26 protein-coding genes are annotated in these 26,587 nt (G+C 68.7%); 14 read left to right on the top strand and 12 right to left on the bottom strand.

Features of this window, described 5'->3' with window-relative positions; translation table 11 throughout:
• The 3 genes from JWP60_RS02120 to JWP60_RS02130 all read left to right on the top strand — a co-directional run.
• On the top strand, window positions 1-488 hold a 488-nt coding region (locus JWP60_RS02120; RefSeq protein WP_299785921.1), incomplete at its 5' end, for a hypothetical protein.
• Window positions 489-1,694 carry a hypothetical protein gene (locus JWP60_RS02125; RefSeq protein WP_299785923.1) on the top strand — a complete coding sequence of 402 codons (1,206 nt, stop codon included), beginning with the start codon at window positions 489-491 and terminating at the stop codon, window positions 1,692-1,694. It begins immediately after the preceding gene.
• 1 nt (window position 1,695) lies between these two features.
• The gene (locus tag JWP60_RS02130; RefSeq protein ID WP_299785925.1) at window positions 1,696-1,929 is read left to right on the top strand and encodes an HNH endonuclease signature motif containing protein; all 234 of its coding nucleotides are present in this window, start codon (window positions 1,696-1,698) and stop codon (window positions 1,927-1,929) included.
• Between the two features lie 12 nt (window positions 1,930-1,941).
• On the opposite strand, the gene JWP60_RS02135 is transcribed toward JWP60_RS02130, so the two are convergent.
• Entirely contained in the window at window positions 1,942-2,781 is an 840-nt protein-coding gene (locus tag JWP60_RS02135) for a PA4780 family RIO1-like protein kinase (protein WP_299785927.1), read from the bottom strand.
• A 68-nt stretch (window positions 2,782-2,849) separates the two neighbouring features.
• On the opposite strand from JWP60_RS02135, the gene JWP60_RS02140 reads away from it, so the two are divergent.
• On the top strand, window positions 2,850-5,207 hold the full coding sequence (locus tag JWP60_RS02140) for a DUF885 domain-containing protein (protein WP_299785929.1): 2,358 nt from the start codon (window positions 2,850-2,852) through the stop codon (window positions 5,205-5,207).
• A 42-nt stretch (window positions 5,208-5,249) separates the two neighbouring features.
• Here the strand turns inward: JWP60_RS02140 and JWP60_RS02145 are convergent, their stop codons facing one another.
• The 5 genes from JWP60_RS02145 to JWP60_RS02165 form a co-directional block, all read right to left on the bottom strand.
• On the bottom strand, window positions 5,250-8,339 hold the full coding sequence (locus JWP60_RS02145; RefSeq protein ID WP_299785931.1) for a helicase-related protein: 3,090 nt from the start codon (window positions 8,337-8,339) through the stop codon (window positions 5,250-5,252).
• Between the two features lie 461 nt (window positions 8,340-8,800).
• The gene (locus tag JWP60_RS02150; protein WP_299785933.1) at window positions 8,801-9,148 is read right to left on the bottom strand and encodes a GFA family protein; all 348 of its coding nucleotides are present in this window, start codon (window positions 9,146-9,148) and stop codon (window positions 8,801-8,803) included.
• 1 nt (window position 9,149) lies between these two features.
• A complete protein-coding gene (locus JWP60_RS02155) occupies window positions 9,150-9,614 on the bottom strand; it encodes an SRPBCC domain-containing protein (protein ID WP_299785935.1) in 465 nt (154 codons plus the stop codon).
• Complete coding sequence (locus tag JWP60_RS02160) at window positions 9,509-9,964, bottom strand: metalloregulator ArsR/SmtB family transcription factor (RefSeq protein WP_299785937.1); 456 nt, start codon at window positions 9,962-9,964, stop codon at window positions 9,509-9,511. The genes JWP60_RS02155 and JWP60_RS02160 overlap by 106 nt, the downstream gene beginning before the upstream one ends.
• 24 nt (window positions 9,965-9,988) lie before the next feature.
• On the bottom strand, window positions 9,989-11,041 hold the full coding sequence (locus JWP60_RS02165; protein ID WP_299785939.1) for a DUF898 family protein: 1,053 nt from the start codon (window positions 11,039-11,041) through the stop codon (window positions 9,989-9,991).
• Between the two features lie 89 nt (window positions 11,042-11,130).
• On the opposite strand from JWP60_RS02165, the gene JWP60_RS02170 reads away from it, so the two are divergent.
• Both JWP60_RS02170 and JWP60_RS02175 read left to right on the top strand, forming a co-directional pair.
• Window positions 11,131-12,099 carry a tripartite tricarboxylate transporter substrate binding protein gene (locus JWP60_RS02170; RefSeq protein ID WP_299785941.1) on the top strand — a complete coding sequence of 323 codons (969 nt, stop codon included), beginning with the start codon at window positions 11,131-11,133 and terminating at the stop codon, window positions 12,097-12,099.
• 88 nt (window positions 12,100-12,187) lie between these two features.
• Window positions 12,188-14,476, top strand: coding sequence for a xanthine dehydrogenase family protein molybdopterin-binding subunit (locus JWP60_RS02175; RefSeq protein WP_299785943.1), 2,289 nt, complete (start codon window positions 12,188-12,190; stop codon window positions 14,474-14,476).
• Window positions 14,477-14,581: 105 nt separating this feature from the next.
• Here JWP60_RS02175 and JWP60_RS02180 read toward each other — a convergent pair whose 3' ends face one another.
• Together JWP60_RS02180 and JWP60_RS02185 are read right to left on the bottom strand one after the other, a co-directional pair.
• Entirely contained in the window at window positions 14,582-14,722 is a 141-nt protein-coding gene (locus JWP60_RS02180; protein ID WP_299785945.1) for a hypothetical protein, read from the bottom strand.
• Window positions 14,723-15,301: 579 nt separating this feature from the next.
• On the bottom strand, window positions 15,302-16,168 hold the full coding sequence (locus JWP60_RS02185; RefSeq protein WP_299785947.1) for a hypothetical protein: 867 nt from the start codon (window positions 16,166-16,168) through the stop codon (window positions 15,302-15,304).
• Window positions 16,169-16,343: 175 nt separating this feature from the next.
• On the opposite strand from JWP60_RS02185, the gene JWP60_RS02190 reads away from it, so the two are divergent.
• The 5 genes from JWP60_RS02190 to JWP60_RS02210 all read left to right on the top strand — a co-directional run bounded on the left by JWP60_RS02190 (window position 16,344) and on the right by JWP60_RS02210 (window position 20,376).
• A complete protein-coding gene (locus tag JWP60_RS02190) occupies window positions 16,344-17,534 on the top strand; it encodes an NAD(P)/FAD-dependent oxidoreductase (protein WP_299785949.1) in 1,191 nt (396 codons plus the stop codon).
• Window positions 17,531-17,827 carry a hypothetical protein gene (locus tag JWP60_RS02195; protein ID WP_299785951.1) on the top strand — a complete coding sequence of 99 codons (297 nt, stop codon included), beginning with the start codon at window positions 17,531-17,533 and terminating at the stop codon, window positions 17,825-17,827. Before JWP60_RS02190 ends, JWP60_RS02195 begins: the two co-directional genes overlap by 4 nt.
• A 100-nt stretch (window positions 17,828-17,927) precedes the next feature.
• Window positions 17,928-18,365 carry a heme-binding protein gene (locus JWP60_RS02200; protein ID WP_299785953.1) on the top strand — a complete coding sequence of 146 codons (438 nt, stop codon included), beginning with the start codon at window positions 17,928-17,930 and terminating at the stop codon, window positions 18,363-18,365.
• Window positions 18,366-18,400: 35 nt separating this feature from the next.
• Window positions 18,401-19,420 carry a Gfo/Idh/MocA family oxidoreductase gene (locus JWP60_RS02205; protein WP_299785955.1) on the top strand — a complete coding sequence of 340 codons (1,020 nt, stop codon included), beginning with the start codon at window positions 18,401-18,403 and terminating at the stop codon, window positions 19,418-19,420.
• A gap of 2 nt (window positions 19,421-19,422) precedes the next feature.
• Window positions 19,423-20,376, top strand: a complete 954-nt coding sequence (locus JWP60_RS02210; RefSeq protein WP_299785957.1) for a tripartite tricarboxylate transporter substrate binding protein — start codon at window positions 19,423-19,425, stop codon at window positions 20,374-20,376.
• A gap of 108 nt (window positions 20,377-20,484) precedes the next feature.
• On the opposite strand, the gene JWP60_RS02215 is transcribed toward JWP60_RS02210, so the two are convergent.
• From JWP60_RS02215 to JWP60_RS02230, 4 genes are read right to left on the bottom strand one after another with little or no spacing between them, the layout of a single operon-like run.
• Window positions 20,485-21,477 (bottom strand): fumarylacetoacetate hydrolase family protein, encoded by a 993-nt coding sequence (locus tag JWP60_RS02215; RefSeq protein ID WP_299785959.1) that lies wholly within the window; start codon window positions 21,475-21,477, stop codon window positions 20,485-20,487.
• A complete protein-coding gene (locus tag JWP60_RS02220) occupies window positions 21,474-22,049 on the bottom strand; it encodes a VOC family protein (protein ID WP_299785967.1) in 576 nt (191 codons plus the stop codon). The genes JWP60_RS02215 and JWP60_RS02220 overlap by 4 nt, the downstream gene beginning before the upstream one ends.
• A 14-nt stretch (window positions 22,050-22,063) precedes the next feature.
• The gene (locus JWP60_RS02225) at window positions 22,064-23,260 is read right to left on the bottom strand and encodes an FAD-dependent monooxygenase (RefSeq protein ID WP_299785961.1); all 1,197 of its coding nucleotides are present in this window, start codon (window positions 23,258-23,260) and stop codon (window positions 22,064-22,066) included.
• A 2-nt stretch (window positions 23,261-23,262) separates the two neighbouring features.
• On the bottom strand, window positions 23,263-24,237 hold the full coding sequence (locus JWP60_RS02230; protein WP_299785963.1) for a tripartite tricarboxylate transporter substrate binding protein: 975 nt from the start codon (window positions 24,235-24,237) through the stop codon (window positions 23,263-23,265).
• Between the two features lie 118 nt (window positions 24,238-24,355).
• Between JWP60_RS02230 and JWP60_RS02235 the strand changes: the two genes are divergently transcribed.
• From JWP60_RS02235 to JWP60_RS02240, 3 genes are read left to right on the top strand one after another with little or no spacing between them, the layout of a single operon-like run.
• Window positions 24,356-25,129: a LysR family transcriptional regulator gene (locus tag JWP60_RS02235; RefSeq protein WP_363320815.1), complete on the top strand. Its 774-nt coding sequence runs from the start codon at window positions 24,356-24,358 to the stop codon at window positions 25,127-25,129.
• Window positions 25,051-25,287: a hypothetical protein gene (locus JWP60_RS26730; protein ID WP_363320817.1), complete on the top strand. Its 237-nt coding sequence runs from the start codon at window positions 25,051-25,053 to the stop codon at window positions 25,285-25,287. The genes JWP60_RS02235 and JWP60_RS26730 overlap by 79 nt, the downstream gene beginning before the upstream one ends.
• Entirely contained in the window at window positions 25,284-26,141 is an 858-nt protein-coding gene (locus JWP60_RS02240; protein ID WP_299785965.1) for a class I SAM-dependent methyltransferase, read from the top strand. Before JWP60_RS26730 ends, JWP60_RS02240 begins: the two co-directional genes overlap by 4 nt.
• Window positions 26,142-26,587 lie beyond the last annotated feature (446 nt).

The raw sequence follows: 26,587 nt of genomic DNA on the forward strand, positions 1-26,587 counted from the left end.
TCCTGCGGGTGGATTGCTGGAGCCGCGCGCGCGAAACGCTGCTGACCCCGCATTTCGCGCTCTGGGAACTGATTGGCGTCGACGTGCGGGAAGCGGCGCTGGTGCGATCGTTTCCGCGCTATGTTCCATGCGCGGTCGTGCTGCTGGCCGTCGCCCTGGAGCTGTTTCGCCTCGAGGTGGGTGCCCCTGTGCACGTGTCCGCAAACGGCGGGTACCGCTCGCCGGCGCACGCACTGAGCCGACACGCCTCGCGCCACTGCTGGGGCACCGCCGTCAACATCTTCCGCATTGGCGACACCTACCTCGACAGCCGTGAGGAGATCGAGAAGTACGCGGGCATCGCACGGCGGGTGATGCCCGGCGTGTGGGTGCGCCCCTTCGGTCCCGAAGACGGCGAGGCGGACGATCACCTGCATCTCGACCTCGGCTACACGGTGTTCGACCCGGTGAACGGGCAGGACGGCAGCAACTCCATGGAAGCAAGTTGAATGGCGGACGCCAAGAAACTGGAGCAGGCATCCGCGCCCGAGCGCCTGCGTCTTGCGGCGATGGGCATCGAGGCAGAGTGGGGCCTGATGCTCGACGACGCGCCGACGCGGCCCGAGGCATTGTTTGGCAGCCCGCGCGATTTCATCCGTGGCGAGCTGATGCATCGCCAGGGCACTTCGTATCACCTGCCGACCGGGGGCGCCGTCTACTTCGATACGGGTGTGATCGAGGTGGCGACGCCGGTGGTCGAGATCGAGCCAGGCTGTGCGGCGCGTGCGGGGCGCTCGCTGTGGGAAGCGCTGGCATTCATTCGCGGCGAGCTCGATGCCTGGGACGCGCGCAACGGTCGAACGACCCGGCTCGTGGGCTTCAGCGCGCACTACAACGTTTCCTTCGCGCTGCCGGCGGGCGAGCCGGCGAACGGGCGGACCATCGAGCAACTGGCACTGCTGCTCACGTACATCCTGCCGGCACCGGTGATGTTGCTGGCGACCAACCGGCAGTCCACGGGGGTGGGCGTGCGTCCCCGCAAGGACCGCATCGAGATCACTTCCGATTTCACACCCAGCCCGTCGCTGATGATCGCCACGGCGACCTTGATCGTGGCCGTCGTGCGCGAGGTGATGACGTGGCCGAGTTATGAACTCAGCGAGCTGGCCAGGCACGGGATTCCCGTCATCAGCGGCTTCCAGCCCATGCCCCACACGTCTCGCAAGGGCTGGCTGGCGCGCTTCAACTGCTATCCGGAGAACCCGTTCACCTGCGACATCGACCGCGAGATGTGGCAGACGGAAAGGCACGGCGAGCTCAGCCTGCGCGCCATTGCAAGACACAACGTGCGGCACTTCTGGCGCGCCATCCGCGGCATCTCCGACCCCTTTAGCTTGCGGCTGATCCGCTCCGTGATGCGCGGGCGCAGTGCGTCGCTGCTCGAGCTGGAGGATAGACCGCAGGAATACGAAGACGTCGGCAAGCTCTGCGCCTGGGATGGGCTGTCGCCGACAGCGCAGCTGGCTCGCTCGCGCTACGAGCGCGTGGTGATCCGCGCGGTGTCCGGCCAGCCGCTGCGCATCAAGGGCCACTGCCTGCGGCCGGTCGGCATGAGCGGCTGGTCAGCGGTGGTGTTCCGGCGCGAGGACCACCGTCGCGAGGTGATCGCGCTCGACGATCTTATTGCGCACCTGGACGAGTGGGAGCGGCCGTAGCATGAGCCGCCTCTCCCTGATTCGCCTCAAGATCTACCGCACCGTCGCCCGCCAATTGCATGGCGCCGTGCCGTGTTGGGTCTGCGGCCAACCGGTGGCGGCGGAGGACGCCACGCTGGAACACATCAAGCCCTTGTCGGAAGGGGGCAGCAGCCACATCGAGAACCTGGCGATCAGCCACGGCACGTGCAACAACCGGCGTCATGCCAAGGCCCCGCAGCTGCCTGCCGACTGACCTGCAGCTCGCTCAGCCCATGCGTTGCAGGCGTGCGGCTTCTTCCAGCCGCGAATCCTCGATCTCGCGCAGCACGGCGGTCAGGTCAACGGCGCCGGGGGTCGGCTCATAGCGGCCGGTCAAGGGCATGTCCGGTGCCAGCACGCCGCTGGCGTACAGCGACCAGATCTCGGGACCGTACTGCGTCTTGAGCAGGGCTGGCGCATACCGGCCGAAGAAGACCCGCAAGTTGTCGACATCGCGCAGCAGCATGCGCGAAGCGTGGTTGTTGCCCGCGGCATCCACGGCTTGCGGCAGATCGATGATCACGGGCCCATCGGCTGCCAGCAGCACGTTGAATTCCGACAGGTCGCCATGAATCACGCCGGCGCAAAGCATGCGCACGACCTCGCCGATCAGCGTCGCATGGTGCTGCCGCGCCTGCGCCTCGCTGAAGTTCAGGTCGTTCAGTCGCGGTGCCGCGTCACCATGCTCGTCAGCGACCAGTTCCATCAGCAGCACGCCGTCATGAAAGTTGCTGGGCCGCGGCACGCGCACTCCAGCGGCGGCCAGGCGGTACAAGGCGTCGACTTCGGCGCTTTGCCAAGCGGCCTCCTGCTGTTGCCGACCGTAGGTGGTGCGCTTGGCCATGGCGCGGGCCTGGCGGCTGTTGCGGACCTTGCGGTTCTCGGTGTAATCCACCGCCTGGCGAAAGCTGCGCTTGTTCGCTTCCTTGTAGATCTTGGCCGCGCAGGTCTCGCCGGCGCAGCGCACGACGTACACGTCGGCTTCCTTGCCGCTCTTGAGCTGGCGCACGACAGTGTCGATGAGGCCTTCGGCCATGAGGGTCTGGAGTCGGGCTGGGGTTTTCACCAAGCGATTGTCGGGCTTCCTCGGCCGGTTCGCTTCTGGCGGGCCCCACGCGCACAATCGACGCAACCATGCTCCGCCGCCTGATCCTTGCCGCCATCGCTGGCTGGCCGCTGCACCGGTCCCTGGCGCAGGACGAGATTCCGCGTCCCCGCTACAAGGTGTCGGCTGCCCAGCTTTACGAAGCAATGGCCAGGCGCTTCCCGCTGCGCCTGGGGGTCGCGGGCTTGTTCGAACTGCAAGTCAGCGCCCCCAGCTTGCTGCTGCTGCCGGCGCGCAATCTCCTAGGAGCGACCCTGGTCACTGACCTGAGCGGCGTGCAGCTGCCGCAGGCCGGCCGCGGCGAAACCGACCTCGGTTTTGCGCTTCGCTATGAGCCCGGGGACCGCACGCTGCGTGCGCGGCATCCGCAAGTGCTGGACTTGCGCTGGCCCGGCTTGCCAGCGCAAACGCGCCAGGGCCTGCTCGCGCTGATGCCGTCGCTGTCGGACGGCTTCGGCGAAGTGGTGCTGCACCAGTTCACGGCGGGCGAACTCGGGCTCCCGGAGACGATGGGTTTCGAGCCGGACGAGATCAAGGTGCAGCCCGACGGCATCGAGATCTTGTTCCGGCCCAAGTCACCCTCACCCCGCGTGGGGATGGCGCTCGGCCTGGCTGCGGCCTTGCTCTGCGCCAGCGCTGTCGCACCCGCGCCTGTGCGCGCCCAGCCTGCTCCGCTCGCCGCCGCTGCCGTCCCCGCGTCGGCCCAGGCCAAAGCCGTGTTCGACGATTACTGGGAGCGCACCGCGAGCATGTTTCCCGAGTGGGCGACGTACCGCGGTGACCAACGCTTCGGCGACCGCCTGAACGACGGCTCGCCCGAGGCGCGCGTGCGCTGGTTCGCCTTCGCGCGCGAGATCAAGGCGCGGCTGGCGGCCATCCCGCGCCAGGAGCTGGCGGCGCAGGACCGCCTCTCGGTCGACGTGCTGGCGCGCCGGCTCGAGATGTCCCTGGCCATGGAGCCCTACGCGGGCTACGAGACCATGACGGTGGATGCCTCGCCGTGGCCGTTCCAGTCGGCCTTCCAGGGCCTGCTGCAAGCATCGCCCGTGGCAACCGAAGCGCAGGCCAGGCAGGTGCTTGCGCGCATGGCGGCGTATCCCGCGCGCGTCGACCAGGAGATCGCGAAACTGCGCGCCGGCATGGCGCAGGGATGGGTGCCGCCCCGGCACGTGCTGGAGGTCGCACTGGGTCAACTCGACGCGCAGCTGGCCAGGCGCGGCGCGCGAAGCTTTTATTACGAGCCGTTCGACCGCCTGGGCTCCGGCATTCCAGAGGCCACCCGGGCGGCGCTGCGCAGCGAGGCCGCGACGTCCGTGGACAGCCGCGTGCTGCCGGCCCTTCAGCGGCTGCGCGACTTCGTCGCCGGCGAGTACCTGGCGCGTGCGCCCCAGGAGGGCGGCCTTGCCCGCTATCCCTCGGGTGCGCAGGTGTACGCGACGCTGGTGCGCAACCAGACCACGACCAGCCTGACGCCGGAAGCGATCCATGCGATCGGCCTGGAGCAGGTGGCGAAGGCGCAGCAAGGCATGGATGCGGTGCGGCGCGAAGTCGGCTTCACCGGCGACCTGCCGGCCTTCGAGCACTACCTGAACAGCGACGCGCGCTTCTTCAAGCGCAGCGGCGAAGAAGTGCTCGCAGGCTACCGCGACATCATCAAGCGCACCGAGCCTCAGTTGCCGCGCCTGTTCGCGCAGCTGCCGCGCGCGCCGGTGGGCGTGCGTGCGATCCCCGAGTTCATGGGGATCGGGGCCGTGGAGTCGTACAACGGGCCGTCGCTGGACGGCACGCGGGCGGGCTGGTTCAACGCCAACGCGCTTGCGTATGCGGTTCGCCCCACGTGGATCATGGAGGCCATCGCGCTGCACGAGGCCGTGCCGGGCCACCACCTGCAGATCGCGCGGGCCGCCGAACTCGGCGAGCTGCCCATGTTTCGCCGGGCGCAGGGCTTCACCGCCTACTCGGAAGGATGGGGGCTGTACGCCGAGACCCTCGGGCCGGAGCTGGGCCTGTACCAGGACCCGTACAGCCGCTTCGGCTTTCACACCAACCAGGCGTGGCGCGCGGCGCGGCTGGTGGTGGATACGGGCATCCACGCGAAAGGCTGGACGCGCCAGCAGGCGATCGACTACATGCTGGCCGCCACCGGCATGGAACGCAACCGCGTGGAGTGGGAGGTGGACCGCTACATCTCCCAACCCGGCCAGGCGCTGGCCTACATGATCGGGCAGCTGAAGTTCATCGAACTGCGCGAGCAGGCCAGGGCAACCCTGGGTCCCCGGTTCGATGTCCGGCGCTTCCACACGGTGGTCATCGACAACGGGCAACTACCGCTGGATCTCCTGGAGCGCGTCGTTGACGAGTGGGTGCAGGAGCAGCAGAAGCAGTGAGCTGCGACTTGCGCGCGCTACCCCATGCGCGCAAATGGAGCGTCACCAGCGCCGCCGGCTCTGGAACGCTTCCCTGGACGTCATCCCGAAGCCGTTCTGGCGCAGCAGCTCGCGTTCGATATAGCGGCCCAGGTGGGCGCGCAGCTCCGGCACGGCCTCGCCGTCGCAGTAGACCTGCGGAAACTTGTACGAGAGCCAGGCGTACAGGCTCACATCCTTGCTCAGGAACTCTGCTTCTTCCAGCAAGCCGGGTTCCCGATCGTGCAGCCAGTCCGCCAGCCGCGGGAGCAGCAGCGTGCGTCCTTTCACGAACGCGAGGAGACAGGACTCGAAGTAGGCGAGCTCGTTGTCCTTGTCGTGCGCAATGGGCGCGCAGCTGAAGGTGAACTTGTCGGCCAGCGACAGCTTGCCAGCCATGCGGTCGACGACCCGCGCCAGGCCGACCTGGTCCTCCAGAGCCGCCGTCTCGAACAGCGAGCTCGTTGCGGCGATGCGGGTGGCGAAGTAGGACAGGATGGGCGCAATCTGTTGCGTCCCCAGCAACTGCGACAAGGACTCCACGTGCCACGGGCTCGGCGCGATGGTCAGCGCCGAGCGCATCCGGGGCTGGGGCTCCGCGAGCATGCGGCGCACGTGGGGCAGGTCCTCGCGGTCCAGCGTCGTGACGCGGCCCTCGTCGTGGATCTTGAAGCGGCCGGCGCGCCCGGCAATCTGCTGCACCTCCGAGGCATTCAGCGGGCGCGTCTCCACCCCGTCGAACTTGTGCACCGTGGAGAAGATGACGCGTCGTACCGGCAGGTTCAGTCCCATGCCGATGGCATCGGTCGCCACGACGATGTCCGCCTCGCCGCTGGCGAAGCGCTCGGATTCGGTACGCCGCACCTCGGGCGCCAACGCGCCGTAGATCGTGGCCACGGAAAGGCCCTGGGAGCGATACCGCGCACTCAGAGTCAGGACGTCCTTGCGCGAGAAGGCGATCACCGCATCGCCTGGCTGCAGGCTCGCTTCCGCCTGCTTGCGGCCGCGGCGACTCCCCACCGGAGCGTCCTCCATCACCAGCGGCGTCTTGCGCGCCAGGAACACCGTCTCGTGGCTCTCGCCGATGGCATCCAGCACTTCGACGCAGCGCTTGTGCACGGTGTCCGCGCCGCACACGTAGACGTCCCGCGCCGGCGCGCCGACCAGGGCCGACGTCCAGGCCCAACCGCGGCCGGGGTCCTGCAGCATCTGGATTTCATCGATGACGGCGACCTCCACCTCCCGCTCCGGATTCATCATCTCCACGGTGCAGGCGGTATGGCGCGCCCCTTCCATCAGGTCGTGTTCTTCGCCCGTGAGCAGGTTGCAGGGGATGCCCTGGGCGACCAGGCGGTCGCGAATTTCCATGGCCAGCAGGCGCAGGGGTGCCAGGTACACCCCGGAAGCCGCGCGTTTCAGCGCCTCGAGCGCATCGTGCGTCTTGCCCGAGTTGGTCGGCCCGAGGCGGAAGTGGATCCGCCGCTGGAGGGCGCGCGCGAGGGGGAATGCCTGGGGGTAGTCCTTCAGGCGCACCAGCTCCTGGGCGCGCTCTTCTTCGATGCGCCGCAGCAGCTGGCTCACGGAGGCCACCAGCGTGTTCTTCAGGTCGTGCCCCAGGTCCTGCTGGGGCAAGCCGCCTTCGAGGGCCGATCGCAGCCCCGCGAGCAGTTGCTTGCGTTGCGGCGCGGAGAGTGCGTTGGCGTACTCGGCCACCAGGTCCGTCACCGCGTTGGAAATCGCCTGACCCATGCCGGCGAGCTTTTCCGGGGCGAACAACGCACCCACGCGCGCCGACAGATTGCCCACCTCGCCAGGGTTCTTCGGAACCGGCAAGCTGGCCTGCAGCAAGACGACCGCTGGCCACGTATGGATGTCATCGGGCGACTCGGCGACCGCGACCGGCACCGTCGCGGTCTTGGTGAACACGAGGAAGCCGTCGTCCTGCTCGCGCACTTCGCACCGGTGCGCGGCCTTCGTTGCGTCGATCGCGGCAGCCAGCCGCCGGCGCGCCTGGATCCTGGCGACGCTGCGCGCCCGCCCCGAGCGGTCCTCAGGCGGCAGTGTCTCCAGGTCGGATGCGCGCCACTCGGCAATCTGTTCCTCGGAGATGGCCTTCAGCACCGCCGGGTCGAACAGCACCTGCAGGCTCTCCTGCCCTGCCTTGCGCAGGGGCCTGTGCGAGGCCACCGGCACCCGCTGCAGGGCCGTCCACTCGTCCAGTTCGGCTTTCAGGATAGGCAGCAGGGCCAGGGCTTCCTCGTAGCCAACGAGGGTCTGCTCCCACTGGTGCAGCGCCAGCTTCTTTTCCCGGGCGTGGCGCTCCAGCTCCGCCTGGTGGCTGGCAAGCTGTTCGTGCACCGGCGCAGCCAGGTCGAACAGCTTGCGCAGTGCCGCGGCGGTGGGATGCACGCCGTGCACGTCCTTGAAGTCGCGCGCCAGTGGCCCGGACTGCAGCTGGTCGAAGGTGTCGATGTCGAAGCGCTCGGCGCTCACGTCGCGTGCCCGCAGCCACGCCTGCAACTCGGCGCCGACCTGCGCCAGCCGGGCGTCTTCCGTCTCGCGCATCCGCTGCGCCCGTTCGTCCCTGAGACGCTGCGCCTCGCGATCCTGTTCCAGGCGCAGTTGCTTGCGCTCTTCCTTGCTCAGGGCCGGCGTGTCGCCCTGCAACTGCGCCAGGCGCGCAGCGCGGTCCTCGGGCCGCCACAGCCTGGGTTGGCAGGCCTCGCCCGACGCCAGCGCAGCGGCCAGGTGTTCGCCCGCGAGCTTGAGCTCGGCCAGCAGCTCCCTGGGTCGCGCATGCTCGGCCAGACGCGCCACTGCATGGAGCAGGCTCAGGCACTCCGCCGCCTGGGCGTCGCCCCCGTTGCAGACGAACTCCGGGCAAAAGTCGGCATCCGCGACGGTTGCGTCGACCAGGGCTTCCAGCTCGGGCGTGGGCGGCGTGCGCCAGAGGCTGCGCAGGGAAGAACGCAGCTTGGGAGGTACTTCGGCGGACCGGGCGACGAGTCGGGCCAGAAAGGCCACTTGCTCGTACACCACCCAGTTCGGGTGTGCCAGGGGCAGTTCGGATTCGAGGGGTGCGGGTTGCTTGTCGGGCGCGGAGGTCTCGGACATCGATTTGTTTTCGGCCTGGCGAATGCCGCGACCAGGGCACTGGGTCAGGGGGGCGGATCCCTTAGCTGGGGTCTGCCTGCATCATGGCAAGGTCGGCTCGGGCAGAAGGAGCGTTCATGCGCGGGAGTCCGCCTCGTCAGCAGTCGCCACCGGCACTTATCACAGGCACCGCGCAGGATCAACCGCCAATCGACTCCTTACGATACCAGCTCGACCGACATACGATGGCTGCATTGAAGTCATCGGGCGAGCACCAGTGGTCAAACAAGTGGAATACTGCGGGCACCTCATCAGCATTGCGGTGTTGCCTGACCAGGGCCGATGGGCGTACCGGGTCGAAAGCGGGCCGGTGCGCATGGTCCATGAGGTGCGGCCGGCCAGCGACCCCGAAGCTCTGTTCCTCGAGGCCGAACTCCGCGCCCAGGTCGAAGTCCAGTGCATCGAAGACCGATTCGCGACCGTCAGAGCGACCGCCCGTCGAAATGGGTGACGGGAATCGCCTGCAGGGCTATTCCCTCGATGCAGCGCAGGTTGACCGCCGCCATGAGTTCGCCTGACGGGGCCTTCGCTTCGCCGTAAGGATGGATGCCGCAGGTCGGGCAGAAGCGGTGCCTGATCAGGTGCTTGTTGAACAGGTAGGTGCTCGCATCGCTCTCCGGCGTGAGCAGTCGCAGCGCGCTGCGCGGCACGAACCACATCAGGGCGCCCTTGCGCTCGCAGATGGAGCAGTTGCATGCCGTGGCCGAAGCGATGTCGCCGTCGACTTCGAACCTGATCTGCCCGCAGTGGCAGCTTCCTTCGTGGACCATGTCAGACCTCCTGTGTGCCGTGTTGCAGAAAGCCGTCGAGGTAGCCGAAGAGCGAGGACCAACCGCGCTCGTGGTTGCTGCGTGCCTGGTCGTCGAAGAAGCGGTCGTGCACGAAGCGCAGCGCCGTGCCGGAGTCGCGGGCAAGGAAGTCGATGCTCACGCGCGAGACGCGTTCAGGCGTGCTGGCCCACGCCCAGGTGAAGACGAGGCGCCTGTGCATCGCCACTTCCTGGTAGGCGCCTGAGACGTCGTTGGCGCCGCCGTCCGGCAGCCTGGTGACGATCCGGTACCGCCCGCCGACGCGCAGGTCGACCTCGGCCTGCGTGACCGCGCCCGGCTTGCCCATGCCGAACCAGCGGCTCAGCGCTTGCGGGTCGGTCCACGCGGCCCAGACTTGTTCGACCGCGCAGGGGTAGTCACGGTCGATGCGGACCTGGGCCGGCGATTGCTGCTCATTGGTTTCCATGGTGTCTCTTTCTCTTGCTGTTGGAGATACATCCCGAGTGCATCGAACTGCTCGTTCCAGAATCGTTCGTAGCGGGCCATCCACTCCGCGGCGGCGCGCATGGGCAAGGCGTCGAGCTCGCAGCGAACCACGCGCCCTTCCTTGGCGCGCGCGATCAATCCGGCGGCCTGGAGCACCGCGAGGTGCTTCATGAAGCCGGGCAGAGACATGCCGTGCGGCTGCGCGAGTTCGCTGACCGTTGCCGCGCCCGACCCGAGTTGCTCGATCACGCTGCGCCGCGTGGCGTCGGAGAGCGCAGCGAACACGAGGTCGAGGTCAACGGCTTTATTGTTAACCATGTGGTTTAGCATAGGCGGGGTGTCGCGGGCTGTCAACTACCGGCGAGACGCGTTGCATCCTCCTTGGTGCGCCTCCACCCGCAACGCGGCGAGCTTTGCCTGGTACGTGTTCACCACCGCCTGCGAGCGATGGAAGCCGACCGTGCAAAGCGTGCGCAACGCATCGACGCTTCGCATGCGCGCGAAGGCACGTGCGTCCAATGCGCATTCGACGCGCAGCCGATCGCCAACTTGCACCCCGTTCCAGGTGAGCACGAACACGCGGGCTTCGTACCACGCGCGTGAGGGCGTGGAGAGCAACACGATCAGCACGAGGCTCGCGGCGTAGACCGTCAGGGCCGTCGCGCTCGGGTCCTGCAGGGTGAAGGATCCGAACCAGGCATGCCGCAACAGGAGCACGGGAGCGATGGCCGTCGCCAGTACGGCCGCCGCCGCGACGCACCAGAGCCGCAGGTAGCTGGAAAACCGCGCTTGCCAGGTCACCGCCCATTCGCCGACGCACGTACGGGTCAAGCGCAGTCGGCGCAAGTTGAATGCGAAAGCGGCAAGCAAGGGGAAGGCAAGGACAGCCGCCGCCAGCGCGCCCGCGGCAACGTGGAAATCGGCGCTGCCGGTCGCCACGATCGCGGCGACCGTCGGCTCGAGAGCCGCCCACGCGAGACCCAGCACCAGCAGGGGCCAGCTGGCGGCGTAGATCTCGCTCCAGCGCGCCGTGAAGGACAGCGGCAGCTCGCGCCAGCGGATCGCGCCGATGGTCCTGGTGGTCACGGTGCCCCACAGGTAGGGCACGAGCAGGACACCGCAGATCACCAGCAAGGGCAGGGGTGGGCCATGCCCGAGCTCGTTCGCCACCCGCGCGGCAATGAAGGCAACAGCCAGCAGGATCGCCGGCCACCGCGACTTGGGCGCAGGCACATGCGCCAGCGGCGTGCCGTCGATGGCGGTGCGGCTTGCCAGGTACTGCGCCGTGTGCTGCCGTGCGACCGAGGTGTAGAGGCCGCCGAGCACGAGGTTGATCAGGAGATCGCGCCGCGAGCGCAGCCGCAGCTCGCGGGCGCTGCCGGTGAACAGGACGCGCAATGAAGGCATCGGCTCCATTGTGCAGTGGACGCTGCGCGTTCGTGCGCATTGACGCGCCGCGCCGCGGCTTCCAAGATGCGGGCCATTCAGGAGGTGAGATGCGACGCAGAGATTTCCTGCGCGTGCCGGCAGCTGCCATCGCACTGCCGCAACTTGCGCGGGCCCAGGCGTATCCCGTGCGCGCGATCCGGTACATCGTTCCCGTTCCGGCGGGCGGCGGCAACGACATGATTGCGCGCGTGGTGACACAGCGTTGGGGCGTTCTGCTCGGGCAGCCTTTCCTGGTCGACAACCAGAGCGGCGGCGGCGGTGTGGTGGCGTGCCAGGCGACGATGCGCGCGGCGCCGGACGGCTACACGCTGATGCAAGGCTTCGTCGCCACCCACGGCACCACGCCGGCCACCCGCCACGTGAATTACGACGCCGTCAAGGACTTCACCGCCGTCGGAATGATCGGCGCCTCGCCCAACGTGCTGGTCATCCACGGCAGCGTGCCGGCACGCACCGTTGCGGAATTCGTGGATTACGTCAAGCGCAATCCTGGCAGGCTCAATTACGCGTCGGCCGGCAACGGCTCCCTCACGCACCTGACCATGGAGCTGTTCAAGCAGGACACCGGCGCCTATCTGCTGCACATCCCGTATCGCGGGGTGGCACCGGCGATCACCGACCTGCTGGCGGGACGGACGCAGGCCATGTTCCCGAGCCTGGCTTCGGCCTTGCCGCACATCCGCTCCGGCAAGCTGCGCGCGCTCGCGGTCACGGGCAAGCGGCGCAGTGCCCTGGTGCCGGAGGTCGCGACCATGCAGGAGATCGGCTTCCAGGGCTTCGACGCCGTGCAGTGGTATGGAACCCTGGGTCCGGCGGGACTGCCGGCGGACGTGGTCCACCGCCTGTACGAGACGCAGGCCGCCGTGCTGAAGTCGCCGGAGCTGGCGGAGAAGCTCACCAGCGAGGCGGTCGAGCCGTGGTCGATGCCGCCCGAGGAATTCAGTCGCTACATTGCCGCCGAAGTGAGCCGCTGGAGCAAGCTGGCCAAGGCGCGGAACATCCATCTGGACGAATAGCGGTCCCGCAGATGCTTCGGATTGCAGGAACCCCTCGCCGCCGCCATTCCCGCATACGATGGCGGCCAGCAAGGAGAACAGCCCCCCGATGGAAGATTCCCGACACGATGCGCCCGTGGCCCGGCGCGAGGACGACCGCTTCACGACCGGCCGCGGCGAATACACCGACGACATCGCCCGCCCCGATGCACTGCATGCCGTCTTCGTGCGCTCTCCGTATCCGTCTGCTTCCATTCGCTCGATCGAGCCGGGCGCGGCGCTCTCGCGCGATGGTGTCGTCGCCGTATTGACGGGCGCCGACCTGGCCGCCGAGGGCTTCATCGACAGTCCGGTGCCGTTCCGCTTTCCGCAAGGCGATGGCAGCTTCGCGCTGGAAACGCCACGGCCCCTGCTGGCACGCGAGCGCGTGCGTTTCGTCGGCGAGCCCGTGGCGATGGTGCTGGCGCGGACCTTCGCTGCCGCCCAGGACGCCGCGGAGCAGGTGGTGGTGGAGTACGACGAGCAGGCATGCGTGACGGAGACGGCCTTGGCCCGCGAAGCCGCGGCGCCCCTCGTCTGGGACGATCGCCCAGGCAACCTGGCTTACCACTGGCGCCACGGCGACGCTGACGGTGTCGCTGCGGCCCTTGCCGCTTCCGCGCGCGTGGTGCGGCTCACGTCACGCGTGAGCCGCGTCGCCGCCATGACGATGGAGCCGCGCGTGGCTCTCGCGTACAGCGGAGAGGATGGCCGGCCGGTCGTGCACCTGTCGCACCAGAGCCCGCACCAGTTTCGCGACGAACTGGCCAAGCTGTTCGGCCTCGCGCCGGCGGACCTGCGCGTCGTCGTGCGTGACGTCGGCGGCTCCTTCGGCATGAAGGCAGGCGCCCTGCGCGAGGAACTGCTGGTGTTCTGGGCGGCCCGGCGCCTGCGGCAGCCGGTGCGCTGGGCGGCGTCGCGCGGCGAATCCTTCCTGTCGGACGAACATGCCCGCGACCTCGTGATTCACGGCGAACTGGGCCTGGACGCGGAAGGTCGCTTCACGGCCCTGGCGATCCGCTACGAGGTGAATGTCGGCGGGTACATGTCGTGGCGTTCGACCGCGCCCGTCAACAACATCGGCGGCATCTCGGGGGTCTACGCGATTCCGGCAACGGCCGCCGACGTGCTGGGCGTGTTCACGCACACCCAGCCTACCGCGCCTTACCGCGGCGCGGGTCGTCCCGAGGCGACCTATGCGATCGAGCGGATCATCGACGTCGCCGCCGCGGAGACCGGCATCGATCCGGCCGAACTACGGCGCCGCAACCTGATCCCCGCGAGTGCGATGCCGTACCGCACCAGCTTTCGCTTCGAGTACGACTGCGGCGAGTTCGAGCGCAACCTGGACCAGGCGCTCGCGCTGGCCCGCTACGCGAGCTTCGCCGAGCGGCGCGCCGAGTCGCAGCGGCGCGGCATGCTGCGCGGGATCGGCATGGCGATGCCGATCGAGATGGCAGGCGGCCTCGCATCGGACAACGCACAGCTCACCGCGCATGCGGACGGCACCGTGACCTTGCGCGTGGGCTCGATGTCGGTGGGGCAGGGCCACGAGACCGGCTTGTCGCAACTGGTCGCGCAGACACTCGGCATTCCCATCGAGCACGTGCGTTACCAGCAGGGCGACACCGACCTGCTGGCCACCGGGCGCGGCAACGGCGGATCGTCGGCCTTGATCCAGGGCGGCTCCGCGCTGCGTCTGGCGACCCAGGAGCTGATCGACAACGGGCGCAGTGCGGCCGCGCGCGTGCTGGAAGCGCATGCGGCGGATATCGAGTTCGCCCGCGGAGCGTTCCGGGTGCGTGGCACCGACCATGCCGTCACGCTGGCCGAACTGGCGCGTGCCGGCGAGGCACTGCAGGGCGCCGGCATGTTCAAGCCCGAGCGGCCCACTTTCCCGAACGGCTGCCACCTGTGCGAGGTGGAGATCGACCCCGCGACCGGGCAGGTCACGCCGCTGCAGTACGTGAGCGTGGAGGACGTCGGCCGCGTGCTCAATCCGGCCCTCGTCGAGGGGCAGATCCAGGGTGGCGTCGCCCAGGGCATGGGGCAGGCGCTGATCGAGCAGGTGTGCTTCGACGCCTATGGCCAGCTGCTGACCGGATCCTTCATGGACTATGCGATGCCGCGCGCCGACGATCTTCCCACCATCGTCAGCGCCAACCTGGAAACACCGACGGCCCTGAACCCGCTCGGAGTGAAGGGCGTCGGCGAAGCCGGGACGGTGGGCGCGCTGAGCGCGACGATGAACGCCGTGTGCAACGCGCTGCGGCCCGAAGGCGTGCGTCACCTGGACATGCCGACAACGCCGATGCGCGTGTGGGAGGCGCTGCAGGAAGCGCGGCGCGCGCGAGGCTGACCCTCACCCCAGCCCTCTCCCGCGACCGGGAGAGGGAGCAATGCAGAATCCGGAAACTCCCTGTCCCGCTTGCCGGAGAGGGTCGGGCTGAGGGCGGCGGCCTTGCTATTGCGACTGCCCGAAAAGTATCAGCAGCGTTGCCGCCGCATACGGCAGCAATGCGCTGGCCACTGCATACAGCACCAGTTTCAACTGCTTCCTCGATTCGTCGCTGAAGTGATGACCCAGGGCGGACTTCGTGTTCATGGTGTGCCTCGAGCGTGATCTGCGCGCACACGGCCACGCATTCGCGTGACTCACCGCGATTTGCGCGGCGTGCGTGCGAAACGAAGGGCTGCGCCGGTGACGGGCACCCGCGCAGGAGAATCAGGCGGCAGTGCGGGACCGCGCCGTCATCGATCAGGAACGCTCGGGGGAAGCAGCCAGCGCGAGACGCTGGTAGACAGGCGCGAGTCCGCGCCAAGGCCTGCGCGTTTGCGCAGAGGGGAAACGAAAGGCTGGAGGCGCCTTGCGTCTGGCCCGCCGAAATGAACGGGTTGCAACATGGGGTCTCTCCGATGGAGACAGCGACGCACAACGCATCGCTGTAAAGGCATTCTAGCCACGCTTGCGGCGTTCAGGAACCTGCAGTTGTGTGTTGCGTGGCTGCAGGCGCTGCCACAAGAATCGGGGTTGCACGACAGATCCCCTGCCACGGCACAACAAGCGCTTGAATCCACGGCTGAAGCTCACCCGCGAGCACGCGCTGCAGGATTCGAAGCAAAGGCCCGCGCTCTGAGCCAGCGGAGTTTCGTTGCCAGCCGGACACCGAGACCAGTGCGCCGGTCAAGCAAGAAATTGCATCAGCATCTGCGCAAGCGGGTTCAGCACGTCCTTGTCCGACCAGTACGCGGTGTGAGACATCGGGTTCCAGCTCTTGAGGATCCATTCCACCGCGCCTTCGCCGGCGTCCATGGCCCGGTCTTCCACGAGGGTCTCATAGCCGTTCCCCAAGGGCCGCAGCGGCCACCCGAGGATATCGTCCGGGTCGTACAGATTGAGCCACTTGAAGTTCGGAGTCGGAGGATCGATCGGCTTGATGCTCATCTGCTTGTGTGCGGCGACGAACATCGGGATGTTGCAGCCCGTGGTGATCCACGCCTGGACGGTTCCTCCCTGCAGGAATGCCTTCTCGTCGGCACTCAACTGCTGATCGCTTTGCTTGATACGCGCAGCGTATTCATCGATATCCCGCCAGATTCCGACGCTGGCGAAATGGCCGCTGGCGGCCTTTTGCGCATCGTAGAGGTAGCTGGAAAAGACCTGGCAGCCGAGTGATTGACTGATCACCACCACCGGCCCGCTGCCTCCGAGTTGCCTGCGTGCGTCGTACAGCATGGAAGCGATTTTCACCTGCGCGTCGACGTAGACGGAGTCGGGCTGCTCCTTGCCGTTCTCCAGCCCCGCTGCGTCCGCGAATCCGAACAGCAGGAACTTGCGAAGATTGTCGTAGCGAACCTTTGCCTGGTCATCGACGCGTCGCCACACCTCGGCCTCGTTGCCCTGCAGGATGTCCTGGTAGTAGACGGAATGGGTCGAAACATCGATCCACCTGGCGCCAAGGCGTCGCGCCAGCCGGTCGAACAGGTCGGACGCGTAGCCGACATGCGTTTCCCCCATCCCATGCACGGTGACCAAGGCAACCTTTGACATGGTGTTCTCCCATCAGCGGGAGCGATTCTGGCCTCGGCACCGGTGCTGCATCGTCCCCAGAACGGAGGGCCGATAGCGCCGGCGCACCGATCGCGCCGGGCCAGGGGCTCGCACCGGGTGTTCCCGCATGATGCGTGCCTGCGCAATGCGTATGCTGCGCGCTCGTGAGGTGCCCATGTGTGAAACCGAAACCAGGCCGCTGGAAGCTGAAGTTCTCGTCGTTGGTGCCGGCCCGGCGGGTCTTGCCGTCGCTGCGTGCCTGGCGCAAGCAGGCTTGCGCGCGGAGATCATCGAGCGCAACGACACTGTGGGCAGCAGCTGGCGCAAGCACTACAGCCGCCTGCGGCTGCATACCGTGCGCCAGCATTCCGCCTTGCCGCATCTTCCCTTCCCCGCGGATCATCCGCGCTACGTCGAGCGCCAACAGGTGGTCGACTACCTGGCGCGCTATGCGGACAAGTTCCAGCTGCGTCCCTGGTTCGGCGAGGAAGCGGAGTGCATCACGCGCGAGCACGGGCGCTGGCTGACCCGCTGCCGCAGCGGACGCGCCTTCCTGACGCGCAGCGTGGTGGTGGCCACCGGCGCCAACGGGCGTGCCAACCGGCCGGCGTTTCCGGGCGAGGAGGGCTACCGCGGCCGCGTGCTGCACAGCGAGGCCTATCGCGATGCGCAGCCCTTCGCGGGGCAGCGCGTGCTGGTGGTCGGCATGGGCAACACGGGCGCCGAGATCGCGCTGGATCTCGCGCGCAACGGTGGGCGGGCAACGATCTCGGTGCGCTCGCCGGTGAACATCGTGCGCCGCGACGTGCTCGGGCGGCCGGTGCAGGTGACCTCCATGCTCTTGTCGCACCTGCCGCACGCGTGGGCCGACGCGATCGCGATCGCCTTTCGCAAGCTCACCATCGGCAACCTGCGGCCCCACGGCATCGAGACGCCGGCGATGTCGCCGCTGCGCCAGTTGCGCGAGCAGGGACGCACGCCGGTGATCGACATCGGCACAGTGGATCTCGTGCGCCGCGGCCGGATCGCGGTGCGTCCCGGGATCGCGGCGTTCACGCTCGAAGGCGTGCGATTTCTCGATGGGCGCGAGGAGTCGTTCGACGCAGTGATCCTCGCGACCGGCTATCAAGCCGAAGTGCAGAGGCTATTCCCGCAGGCGGCCGTGCCGGTGCAGGACAAGGGCCTGCCCACGCCCGTGAGCGGAAGCGGCGCGCTCGCAGGCGTCTACTTCGTCGGCTACGACGTTCGCCAGCCGGGTGGGGTGCTGCACACCATCGGCCAGCAGGCGAGGCAGGTCACGGCCCAGATTGCGGCTTCGCGCTCCGCGAGCGAGGCGGCGCCGGATGGCGTGCGCGTCGCGACTTGAAGGATCGCGAGGGCGACGACTTCGCCGCCGCCGGTGCGCCCGGTTCCGGCCGCATCGATCATGTCTGCCTCAATTGCGATGGCATGGAGGAATTCATCCGGCGGCTCAGCGCGCAAGGCGTGGCCTTCAGCGAGCGCAAGGCGCATGGCTCCAAGCTGTACCAGCTGTTCCTGCGCGAGCCCGTCAACGGCATCAAGGTGGAACTGAACTTCGCCTGGGAGGAGGCCGAGCGCCTGGGCCGCGTGCCGGCCTGGACCGACGCCGGCGCCAGCCAGGCGTCTCCGTCAAACTGACGGATCGCGAGTGCCGGCGGCCATTGCGCAGCCGCTGCCCCCGTCCCACAATGGCCGGCTCGGCAACCGTCGCACCCTGCGGCGGTCAAGGAGGTGGTCCATGTACGTCGCAAGCACCCAGCGGCTGACCCTGGCCGGCGCGCGCGAAATCGTGGCCGCGGCCACCGCCAGCGCCGAGGCATCGGGCATCGCCATTTCGGTCGTCGTGGTCGATGCCGGAGGACACCCGGTGCTGATCGAGCGCATGGAGGGCGGCCGCTTCCACACCGTGCATTCGGCAGCGGCCAAGGCGATCTGCGCCGCGTCGAACCGGCGTCCCACCGGGCCCGCGGGCGCGCAGGGGCAAGCCCTCGATGCCATCCATGCGATCGGGCTGGCGCTGGCGGCCGGTTCGGAGCGCTGGACGGCGCTGGAAGGCGGCTGCCCCATCGTGATGGCCGGTGAATGCATAGGCGGGGTCGGCGTCAGCGGCGGCAGCTTCGAGTTCGACGATCGCGTCGCCCGCGAGGCGGTCGAAGCCATCGGCGCCACCTGGTAGATCGATCCCCGCGAGTCACTCGACCAGGAGCCGCCATGGCCTTCGAACCGGTCCGCGTCGCTTGCCTCGGAATGGGCTGGTGGTCGGACGTGCTGGCCGATGCCATGCTGCGCTCCGATCGGCTGCGCATCGTCGCCTGCCATTCCCGCTCCGAGGGCAAGCGCGCTGCCTTTGCCGCGAAGTACGGATGCCGCGCTGTCGACAGCTACGAGGCGATGCTGGCCGACGATCGCATCGAGGCGATCGTCAACACCACGCCCAACAACGTGCACCTGGAGACCACACGCGCCGCCGCGCAGGCCCGCAAGCACGTCTTCCTGGACAAGCCGATCGCCAACACCATGGCCGACGCGCGCGCGATCACGCAGGCGTGCCGTGCCGCAGGCGTGGTGCTGGCGCTGGGCTACCAGCGCCGGCGCGAAAGCCACTTTCGCTGGATCCACCAGGAGATCGACTCCGGCGCCTTCGGCAAGGTCGTCAACGCCGAGGCCAACATCAGCCGCGACCGCCTGGGCAAGATCGACCTCACCTCGTGGCGCTACACGGCCGAGGGCATGCCGGGCGGCGTGATGCTGCAGATCGGCATCCACTACGCGGACGTCCTGGCCTACCTGCTCGGGCCCGTGCAGGCCGTGTGCGGGCAGTTTGCGCAGCTGGTCCTGCCGGGCGACAACCCCGACGTCGCCAGCCTGCTGCTGGAACACGAAAGCGGCGCCTTGTCGACGCTCAATGCCAGCTACGCATCGGCGTCCGAGTACTACCTGCTCAATGTCTACGGCAAGGATGCGACGGCCTACTACGACCTGCACGGCGGGCTGCGCGTGCTGCGCCGCGGCCGCGAAGGCGTCGAGCCCGTGCCCTGCGCGAAGAACGACACGGTGGTGGAGGAACTCGAGGAGTTCGCTGCCGCCGTGCGCGGCCAGGGCCGGCCCGAGATGGCAGGCGACGCCGCCACCGCGTCGCTGGCGGTGATCCGCGCCGGCATCCGCTCGGCGCGCGAGGGCCGGCGCGTGGAGGTGGCGGAACTGCTCACCGGAGACGGCAAGGAGGGCTGACCATGGCGCCCCGTTCGTGGCTAGGCGCGGCCCTGGCAAGCTGCGCGCTCGCTGGCATGGCGCAGGACGCGCCGTTCCCGCATCGCGGCGTGATCGAGCTGACCGTGCTGTTCCCGGCCGGCTCGTCGGCGGACATCACGGCGCGCCTGCTGGCCGATGGCATCGCGAAACAGCTGGCCACCAACGTGATCGTGGTCAACCGGCCGGGTGCCGGCGGGGCGGTGGGCTACCGGCACGTGGCCAACCAGAAGCCCGACGGCTATTCGCTGGTGTGGAACTCCAACTCCGTCTCCACGAGCTACCACTCCGGCCAGATGCCCCTGGACTACCGCGCCTTCGATCCGGTCGCCCGCGTGCTGATGGAGTCCCCCGTGCTCGCGGTGCGCACCGAGGCAGGCTGGAAGAACCTGGCCGATTTCATGGCGGACGCCCGCGCGCGGCCGGCCATGCTCACGGTCGGCAACTCGGGGCTCGGGAGCCACACGCACATTGCCTCGGCGGCGCTGTTCAAGGTGGCCGGCGCCAAGGTGATCGAGGTGCCGTATCCGGCAGCGCAGGTGATGCCCAGCCTGCTGGGCGGGCATATCGACGCGGTGGTGCAGTTGCCGGCGGTGCTGGCGCCACTCGTGAAGTCGGGCCAGGTACGCGTGCTGGCCGTCCTGGTGGACCAGCGCGATCCCGCATTGCCGGACGTGCCCACCGCGCGCGAGCAGGGCGTGGATGTCTCGCTCGCGGCCTGGCGCGGTATCGCGGTGCCGAAGGGCACGCCCAGGCAGGCGGTCGCGGCGCTCGAGGGGGCGATCCGCAAGACCGTGGAAAGCGCGGAGTTCGCGAGCGCCGCGGAACGCCTGGGCGTGCACCCGGCCTTCCTGCCCGCCCTGGAGTTCGGCGAACTGATTGCGCACGAGGACGCCCAGCTCGCGGAGTTGATGCAGGCTATCGGCCTGAAGAAGTAGGCGCCTTGCTCCCGCTCCGAGGGATCCTGTGGGTGGGTGGCCGCAGGCATCCCACCAGCCGCGCTCGCGAAAGGGTGGGCTGCGTGCGGCAACCCACGCTGAGAGATCTCAACGCCCCGTCGGCACGTAGCGCACGACCTTCTGGTCGATCCGGCCGAACACCGACTGTCCGCGCGCATCGCGCATGTCGATCTCCACGCGGTCGCCAAAGCGCAGGAACGGCGTCGAGGGCTTGCCCTCGGCGATGACTTCCAGCATGCGCTTCTCCGCCAGGCAGGATGAACCCGCGGCCGGATCGCGGTTGGAGACGGTGCCGGAGCCGATCACCGTGCCGGCGGCCAGGCGACGGCTCTTGGCGGCATGCGCGATCAGGGTCGGGAAGTCGAAATTGAGGTCCACGCCCGCGTGGGGATGCCCGAGTTCCTGACCGTTCACCACGCTCACCAGCGGCAGGCTGATCTTGGCGCCGTCCCAGGCTTCGCCCAGTTCGTCCGGCGTCACCGCGACCGGCGCGAAAGCGGTCGAGGGCTTGGAGTGGAAGAAGCCGAAGCCCTTGGACAGCTCGTGCGGAATGAGATTGCGCAGGCTCACGTCGTTGACGATCATCAGCAGCCGGATGTGCGCGCGCGCGTCCTGTGCCGAGACGCCCATGGGAACGTCGGAGGTAACGATGGCGACCTCGGCTTCCAGGTCGATGCCCCAGGCTTCGTCTTCGACCTCGATCGCGTCCAGCGGGCCCAGGAAGGTGTCGGAGGCGCCCTGGTACATCATCGGGTCCTGGTACAGGAACTCCGGCATCTCCGCCTTGCGCGCCTTGCGCACCAGCTCCGCATGCGAGAGATAGGCCGAGCCGTCGCACCACTGGTAGGCGCGCGGCAGCGGCGCCATGGCCTGCGCGGGATCGAAGGGCCTGGCGTCGGGCAGCTTGCCCGCATTGAGCGCATCCGAACGCGCCTGCACGGCGGGCGCGAGTTCGTCCCAGCGATCCAGCAGTTGCTGCAGCGTGGCCGCTTGGGCGGCGGGAACGCAGCGCGCGAGGGCGCGGTCGACGATCACCAGCAGGCCGTCGCGGCTGCCGTTCTTGAGGGTGGCGAGTTTCATTCTTGGGGTTCCTGGAAATCGGTGATGCCCATGCGCGCGGCCATCTCGCTGCGCCACTGGCTGCGCGGGCGGAAGCCGGGGAGCGCCCGGGCGTGGTGCTCGGCCCAGGCGAGCAGCTCGGGCGCGGGGAGGTCGAAGGGCGCGACCACGCGACACGGTTGCGAGACGTACCAGGGCAGGTCCCAGTACAGCTCCACGCGATTGCCCTCCGGGTCGCGGAAGTACACGGAGAGCGCGTTGCCGTGCGTCACGGGCATCAGCTCCGCGACGCCGGCATCGCGTACGCGTCGGTAGAAATCGATCAGCGTCTGCAGCGAGTCGGCCTTCAGCGAGATCTGGTTGATCACGTTGAACTCCACGCGCTCCGGCCGGCCCGACACCAGCACGATCTGGTGGTGCTCGTTCGGATCGCGGCTCAGGAAGATCAGGCGCAGGGGCCCGTGGGGGCCTGGCAGCACCCCACGGTCGGTCTCGGTGAAATCGAGCACGGACCGGTAGAAGTCCGCCTGCCTGTCGATGTCGGCCGCGAAGAAGCCGACATGGCTGAACGTAAGGCCGGGACGTTGCGTCATCTTTGGCTGCGCGCTCACGCAGGCAGTTCCACCTGGTCGACCTGGTAGTCGAACAGCCAGTGGTAGCGCTCGCGCACGCGCGCCTCGTTCCATTCGCGGTCGACGTATTCGACGGCGCCTTCGGCCGAGGCCAGCGCGGGGTTGTGGAAGCGCTTGGTATTGGCCGCCGAGCCTTGCACGATGCGCGTCGTGCGCTCCACGCGCGCGTCCTGGAAGCGGCGCAGCGCGTGTTGCGGATCCGGCGTTTCGCGCAGGCAGCGCGCGAGCATCGCGCCGTCCTCGATCGCCATGCAGGCGCCCTGGGCCAGGAAGGGCAGGGTGGGATGGGCGGCGTCGCCCAGCAGCGTCACGCGGCCGCGGCTCCACTGCTGCATCGGCTCGCGCACCATCAGCGCCCACTTGTAGGGTTGGCGGATGCTGCGGATCAGCGTCTGCACGTCTTCGTTCCAGCCGGCGAAGTCGCGCGCGCATTCTTCGGTGCTGCCCGCGGCGGTCCACGATTCGACCTTCCAGTCGCTGCGTTCCACCACGCCGACGAAGTTCACCAGCTCGCCGCGCCGCAGCGCGTAGTGGATCACGTGGCCGCCCGGGCCGACCCAGTTGGTGCCGATCGGCGCGCGCAGGTGTTCCGGCAGGTCCGTCGCCTGGATCACGCCACGCCAGGCCATGCAACCGGAGAAGCTCGGAGCGTCCTGGCCGAAGAGGCCCTGGCGCACACGCGAGTGCACGCCGTCCGCGCCCACCAGCAAGTCGCCGCTGAAGCTGCGGCCGTCTTCCAGCGCCAGGGTCACGCCGCTCTCGCTGCTCTCGAAGCCCGCGACCTTCGCGCCCAGCACCAGCGCCTGCGGCGCGAGCGCGCGCACGGCATCGACCAGCACGGCGTGCAGGTCGGGCCGGTACAGCGTGTAGTAGGGATGGCCGTATTCGGCAATCGACTGCTGGCCCAGGTCGAACAGCTTCCAGGTCTGGCCCGTGTTCCACAGGCGCACCTGCTTGCCCGCCGGCACGCTGGCCACCGCGCGCACTGCATCGTCGATGCCGATGAGCGAGAGCACACGCGTGGCATTCGCGCTCAGTTGCAGGCCCGCGCCGACCTCGCCCAGCGTGGCGGCCTGCTCGAACACCTGCACCTCGTGGCCGTCGCGCAGCAGCGCGAGTGCCGCCACCAGGCCGCCGAGGCCGGCACCGGCGATCAGGATCTTCTGCTTCATGCTCACTCCACCGTCACATGGGCGCGGTTGATGATGCCCGACCACTTCTTGTAGTCCGCCGCAATGACGGCGCCGAACTCACGGGCCGGCACGCCGGGCTCCAGGCCCTGCTGCTCCAGTTCGCGGCGGATCTGCGGGGACTGCGCTGCCTTGGTCATGGCGGCCATCAGCTTCTGCACCGCGGGTTCCGGCGTGCCCTTGGGCGCGACCAGGCCGAACCAGGAATAGGCTTCGTAGTCCTTGCCCAGCACCGACTTGACGGTGGGCACTTCCGGCCCCGGCGCGTACGGCTGCGCGCCCGTGACGGCCAGCGCGCGCAGCTTGCCGCTCTTGACGTAGGGGTACAACTGCGAGGCGTTGTCGAAGATCAGTTCGACCTGGCCGCCCAGGACGTCGGTCAGCGCGGGGCCGCCGCCGCGGTACGGCACATGGGTCAGTTGCGCACCGGAGGTTTCGACCAGCAGCTCGGTCGCGAGGTGGCCGATGGAGCCGTTGCCGGCGGTTCCCACATTGAGCTTCCTGCCCTTGGCCTTGACCAGGTCCTGCAGCGTCGCGACGCCGGCGCCGGGATGCGCGGCGATCATCAGCGGGCCGCGCAGCGCCATGCCGATCGGCACGAAGGACTGCGCGTCGTAGTGCAGGTTCTTGTACAGCCCGGGCGCCACCGCCAGCGTGCTGGTGCCGCCCCACAGGAGCGTGTAGCCGTCGGGCGTGGCGCGCGCCACCGCAGCACTGCCCACCGTGCCAGCGGCGCCGGCGCGGTTGTCGATGATGACGGACTGGCCGAGGATCTCGCCCATCACGCTGGCATAGAGCCGCGCGCTCGCATCGGTCGGGCCGCCTGCGGGGAAGGGCACCACGATCGTGATCGGCCGGCTCGGATAGTCGGCCTGTGCCAGCGCGGACAGCGGCGCGCAGGCGGCGAGAGTGGCGGCCAGCAGCAGCTGGCGGCGGCCGGCGAAAGGCGAGAGGGTCATGCGGGTCTCCTGTTGTTCGAAGGTGCGGCGGCCTAGCGGCCGTTCGGCGCTATTGGAACGGAGCCGCGGCCATCAGTAAAACTGCAAAATACAATGAATCCATGGCCGATTGTTATCAATGAACCGTCCCGCCTCGGCGATGAGCCTGACGATGCGCCAGCTGCGTGCCTTCGTGGCCATCGCCCGCCTGCAGAGTTTCACCCGCGCCGCCGAGCAGTTGCACATCACGCAGCCGGGCTTGAGCGGAATGGTGCGCGACATCGAGCAGCAGCTCGATTGCCGGCTGTTCGAGCGCACCACGCGCGCCGTGGCCTTGACGGAGCACGGGCGCGCCTTCCTGCCGGTGGCCACCCGCGTGCTCGCCGAACTCGATGCGGCGGCCTCCTCGCTGGGGCAGCTCTCGTCGCAAGGCCGGCGGCGGCTGGTGGTCGGCGCGACCCCGGTGATTGCCTCGTCGATCCTGCCGCAGGCCTGCCGCGTCTTTGCCGCGACGCGACCCGGCGTGCAGGTGCAGGTGCACGATCTCGAGCGCGGCCAGGTGCATGCGGGCGTGCAGGATGGCGAGCTGGATGCCGGCGGTGTGTTCCTGGATGCGGCCAGCGGCATCCGGCGCACGCCGCTGCTGAAGACCGAGCTGCTGCTGGTGGAGAGCGCGCCGGGACGCGGCGCAGGGCCGGTGCGCTGGAGCGAGCTCGTCGCGGCGGAATTGCTGGCGCTGCCGGAGAAGAATCCCATCCAGAAGCTGGTGGACAGCCACGCCAGGCCCGGCGCAAGCGAAGACCGCGGCAGGTCTTCAATCACCTGCACACGCTGCTGGCCATGGTGGAGGCGGGCGCGGGGCGCACGGTGCTGCCGTCCTTTGTCGCGGCGGCGGCGCAGCGCTATGCGGTGACCCTGCGGCCGATCACGCGGCCGCGCGTCCCGCTGGAGTTCTACGAGATCACGCGCGCCGGCGCGCCGCGCAATGCGCTGCTGGTGGAGTTCGGGCGCTGCCTCGTGGGCGTGATGAAGCAGCACGAGGCGTTTCCGCAAGCTGGAAGAAAATCATGAATCCCACCCAGCCGATCGGCCCCGACAACACCGCGGTGCGCACCGCGCTCTGGCGCGCACTGCACGTGCAGGCCGACGCGCCACCGCAGGTCTTCGAAGACGAGGTGGGCCTGCAGCTCGCGGCGCCCGAGGCGGGATGGCGCGATCGCCCGGACATGAGTGCCTTCACGAAGCCGTTTCGCGCTTCGGTCCTGGCGCGCGCCCGCTTCGTGGAGGACCTGGTCGCGGAAGAGTCAGCTCGCGGTGTCGGGCAGTACGTGATCCTCGGGGCGGGGCTGGACACCTTTGCGCAACGCAAGCCGGAGCTCGCTTCGCGCCTGCGCGTCTTCGAGATCGACCGGCCGGGGGCGCAGCAGTGGAAGCGCCAGCGGCTGGTGGAGCTGGGTCTTGGCGTTCCATCCTTCCTGCGGCTGGTGCCGGTGGACTTCGAGGCGGGCGATGCCTGGTGGGATCGGCTCGTCGCAGCGGGGTTCGATGCGCGCAAGGCGGCGGTGGTCGCTTCGACGGGCGTCAGCATGTACCTGACGCGCGAGGCGATCGAGACGACCTTGCGCCAGGTGGCCGCGCTTGCCGCGGGCTCGACGCTGGTGATGTCGTTCATGCTGCCCATCGAGAGGGTGGACCCCGAGATCCGGATCGGCGTGGAGCGCGCGGCCGCGGGCGCGCGAGCCAGCGGCACGCCCTTTCTCAGCTTCTTCATGCCCGACGAAATGCTGGCGCTGGCGCGCGCTGCCGGTTTCCGGCAGGTGCGGCACGTGTCGGCCGTCATGCTGGGGGAGCGCTACTTCACCGGGCGAAGCGATGGATTGCGGCCGCCGAGGGATTCGGAGGAATTGCTGGTGGCGAGCACGTAGATGACGTCATCCCCTGGGCTCCGAGCGTGCGCTTGCACCGGCGCCGTCCCCCGGATGTCATCCCGGGCTTGACCCACTGCTGTCCGGAATCCCGCAGCATTGCTGCTTGGCCGGTGCTCCATTTTCGCTGTCAGCAGCAGGGCGGTCGCGCAAGACGCTGTGCGGTGCGGGCCCGCGGGGTGGCGTCCCGATCGCGTGAACGCGATCGGGCAAACCTGCGCTGGCCGGTCTTGCGGCCCACGCGAAGGACTCGTCTGCAGTTTGGCCTGCGGCCAAACTGCGAACTCGACCAGCTTCGCGAATCAGAGTGGTACGCGCTCCTCGATACGCGCTGCGCGCTCTCGTAGGAGCGCTGGGCCGCAAGACCGGCCAGCGCAGGCGCCACCCCTTTATGCGGGCCCACACCGCACAGCGCCTTGCGCGACTGGGCAAGCTGCGCCTGCTTT

Origin of the sequence: Ramlibacter sp., from assembly GCF_028291745.1 — a bacterium.
Classification (GTDB): domain Bacteria; phylum Pseudomonadota; class Gammaproteobacteria; order Burkholderiales; family Burkholderiaceae_C; genus Ramlibacter.

Excerpts from the sequence above, each read along its gene's own strand:
- JWP60_RS02125 (WP_299785923.1), top strand. The coding sequence starts at position 489 with ATGGCGGACGCCAAGAAACTGGAGCAGGCATCCGCGCCCGAGCGCCTG.
- JWP60_RS02130 (WP_299785925.1), top strand. The coding sequence starts at position 1,696 with ATGAGCCGCCTCTCCCTGATTCGCCTCAAGATCTACCGCACCGTCGCC.
- JWP60_RS02140 (WP_299785929.1), top strand. The coding sequence starts at position 2,850 with ATGCTCCGCCGCCTGATCCTTGCCGCCATCGCTGGCTGGCCGCTGCAC.
- JWP60_RS02145 (WP_299785931.1), bottom strand. The coding sequence starts at position 8,339 with ATGTCCGAGACCTCCGCGCCCGACAAGCAACCCGCACCCCTCGAATCC.
- JWP60_RS02150 (WP_299785933.1), bottom strand. The coding sequence starts at position 9,148 with ATGGTCCACGAAGGAAGCTGCCACTGCGGGCAGATCAGGTTCGAAGTC.
- JWP60_RS02155 (WP_299785935.1), bottom strand. The coding sequence starts at position 9,614 with ATGGAAACCAATGAGCAGCAATCGCCGGCCCAGGTCCGCATCGACCGT.
- JWP60_RS02160 (WP_299785937.1), bottom strand. The coding sequence starts at position 9,964 with ATGCTAAACCACATGGTTAACAATAAAGCCGTTGACCTCGACCTCGTG.
- JWP60_RS02165 (WP_299785939.1), bottom strand. The coding sequence starts at position 11,041 with ATGCCTTCATTGCGCGTCCTGTTCACCGGCAGCGCCCGCGAGCTGCGG.
- JWP60_RS02170 (WP_299785941.1), top strand. The coding sequence starts at position 11,131 with ATGCGACGCAGAGATTTCCTGCGCGTGCCGGCAGCTGCCATCGCACTG.
- JWP60_RS02175 (WP_299785943.1), top strand. The coding sequence starts at position 12,188 with ATGGAAGATTCCCGACACGATGCGCCCGTGGCCCGGCGCGAGGACGAC.
- JWP60_RS02180 (WP_299785945.1), bottom strand. The coding sequence starts at position 14,722 with ATGAACACGAAGTCCGCCCTGGGTCATCACTTCAGCGACGAATCGAGG.
- JWP60_RS02185 (WP_299785947.1), bottom strand. The coding sequence starts at position 16,168 with ATGTCAAAGGTTGCCTTGGTCACCGTGCATGGGATGGGGGAAACGCAT.
- JWP60_RS02190 (WP_299785949.1), top strand. The coding sequence starts at position 16,344 with ATGTGTGAAACCGAAACCAGGCCGCTGGAAGCTGAAGTTCTCGTCGTT.
- JWP60_RS02200 (WP_299785953.1), top strand. The coding sequence starts at position 17,928 with ATGTACGTCGCAAGCACCCAGCGGCTGACCCTGGCCGGCGCGCGCGAA.
- JWP60_RS02205 (WP_299785955.1), top strand. The coding sequence starts at position 18,401 with ATGGCCTTCGAACCGGTCCGCGTCGCTTGCCTCGGAATGGGCTGGTGG.
- JWP60_RS02210 (WP_299785957.1), top strand. The coding sequence starts at position 19,423 with ATGGCGCCCCGTTCGTGGCTAGGCGCGGCCCTGGCAAGCTGCGCGCTC.
- JWP60_RS02215 (WP_299785959.1), bottom strand. The coding sequence starts at position 21,477 with ATGAAACTCGCCACCCTCAAGAACGGCAGCCGCGACGGCCTGCTGGTG.
- JWP60_RS02220 (WP_299785967.1), bottom strand. The coding sequence starts at position 22,049 with ATGACGCAACGTCCCGGCCTTACGTTCAGCCATGTCGGCTTCTTCGCG.
- JWP60_RS02225 (WP_299785961.1), bottom strand. The coding sequence starts at position 23,260 with ATGAAGCAGAAGATCCTGATCGCCGGTGCCGGCCTCGGCGGCCTGGTG.
- JWP60_RS02230 (WP_299785963.1), bottom strand. The coding sequence starts at position 24,237 with ATGACCCTCTCGCCTTTCGCCGGCCGCCGCCAGCTGCTGCTGGCCGCC.
- JWP60_RS02235 (WP_363320815.1), top strand. The coding sequence starts at position 24,356 with ATGAACCGTCCCGCCTCGGCGATGAGCCTGACGATGCGCCAGCTGCGT.
- JWP60_RS02240 (WP_299785965.1), top strand. The coding sequence starts at position 25,284 with ATGAATCCCACCCAGCCGATCGGCCCCGACAACACCGCGGTGCGCACC.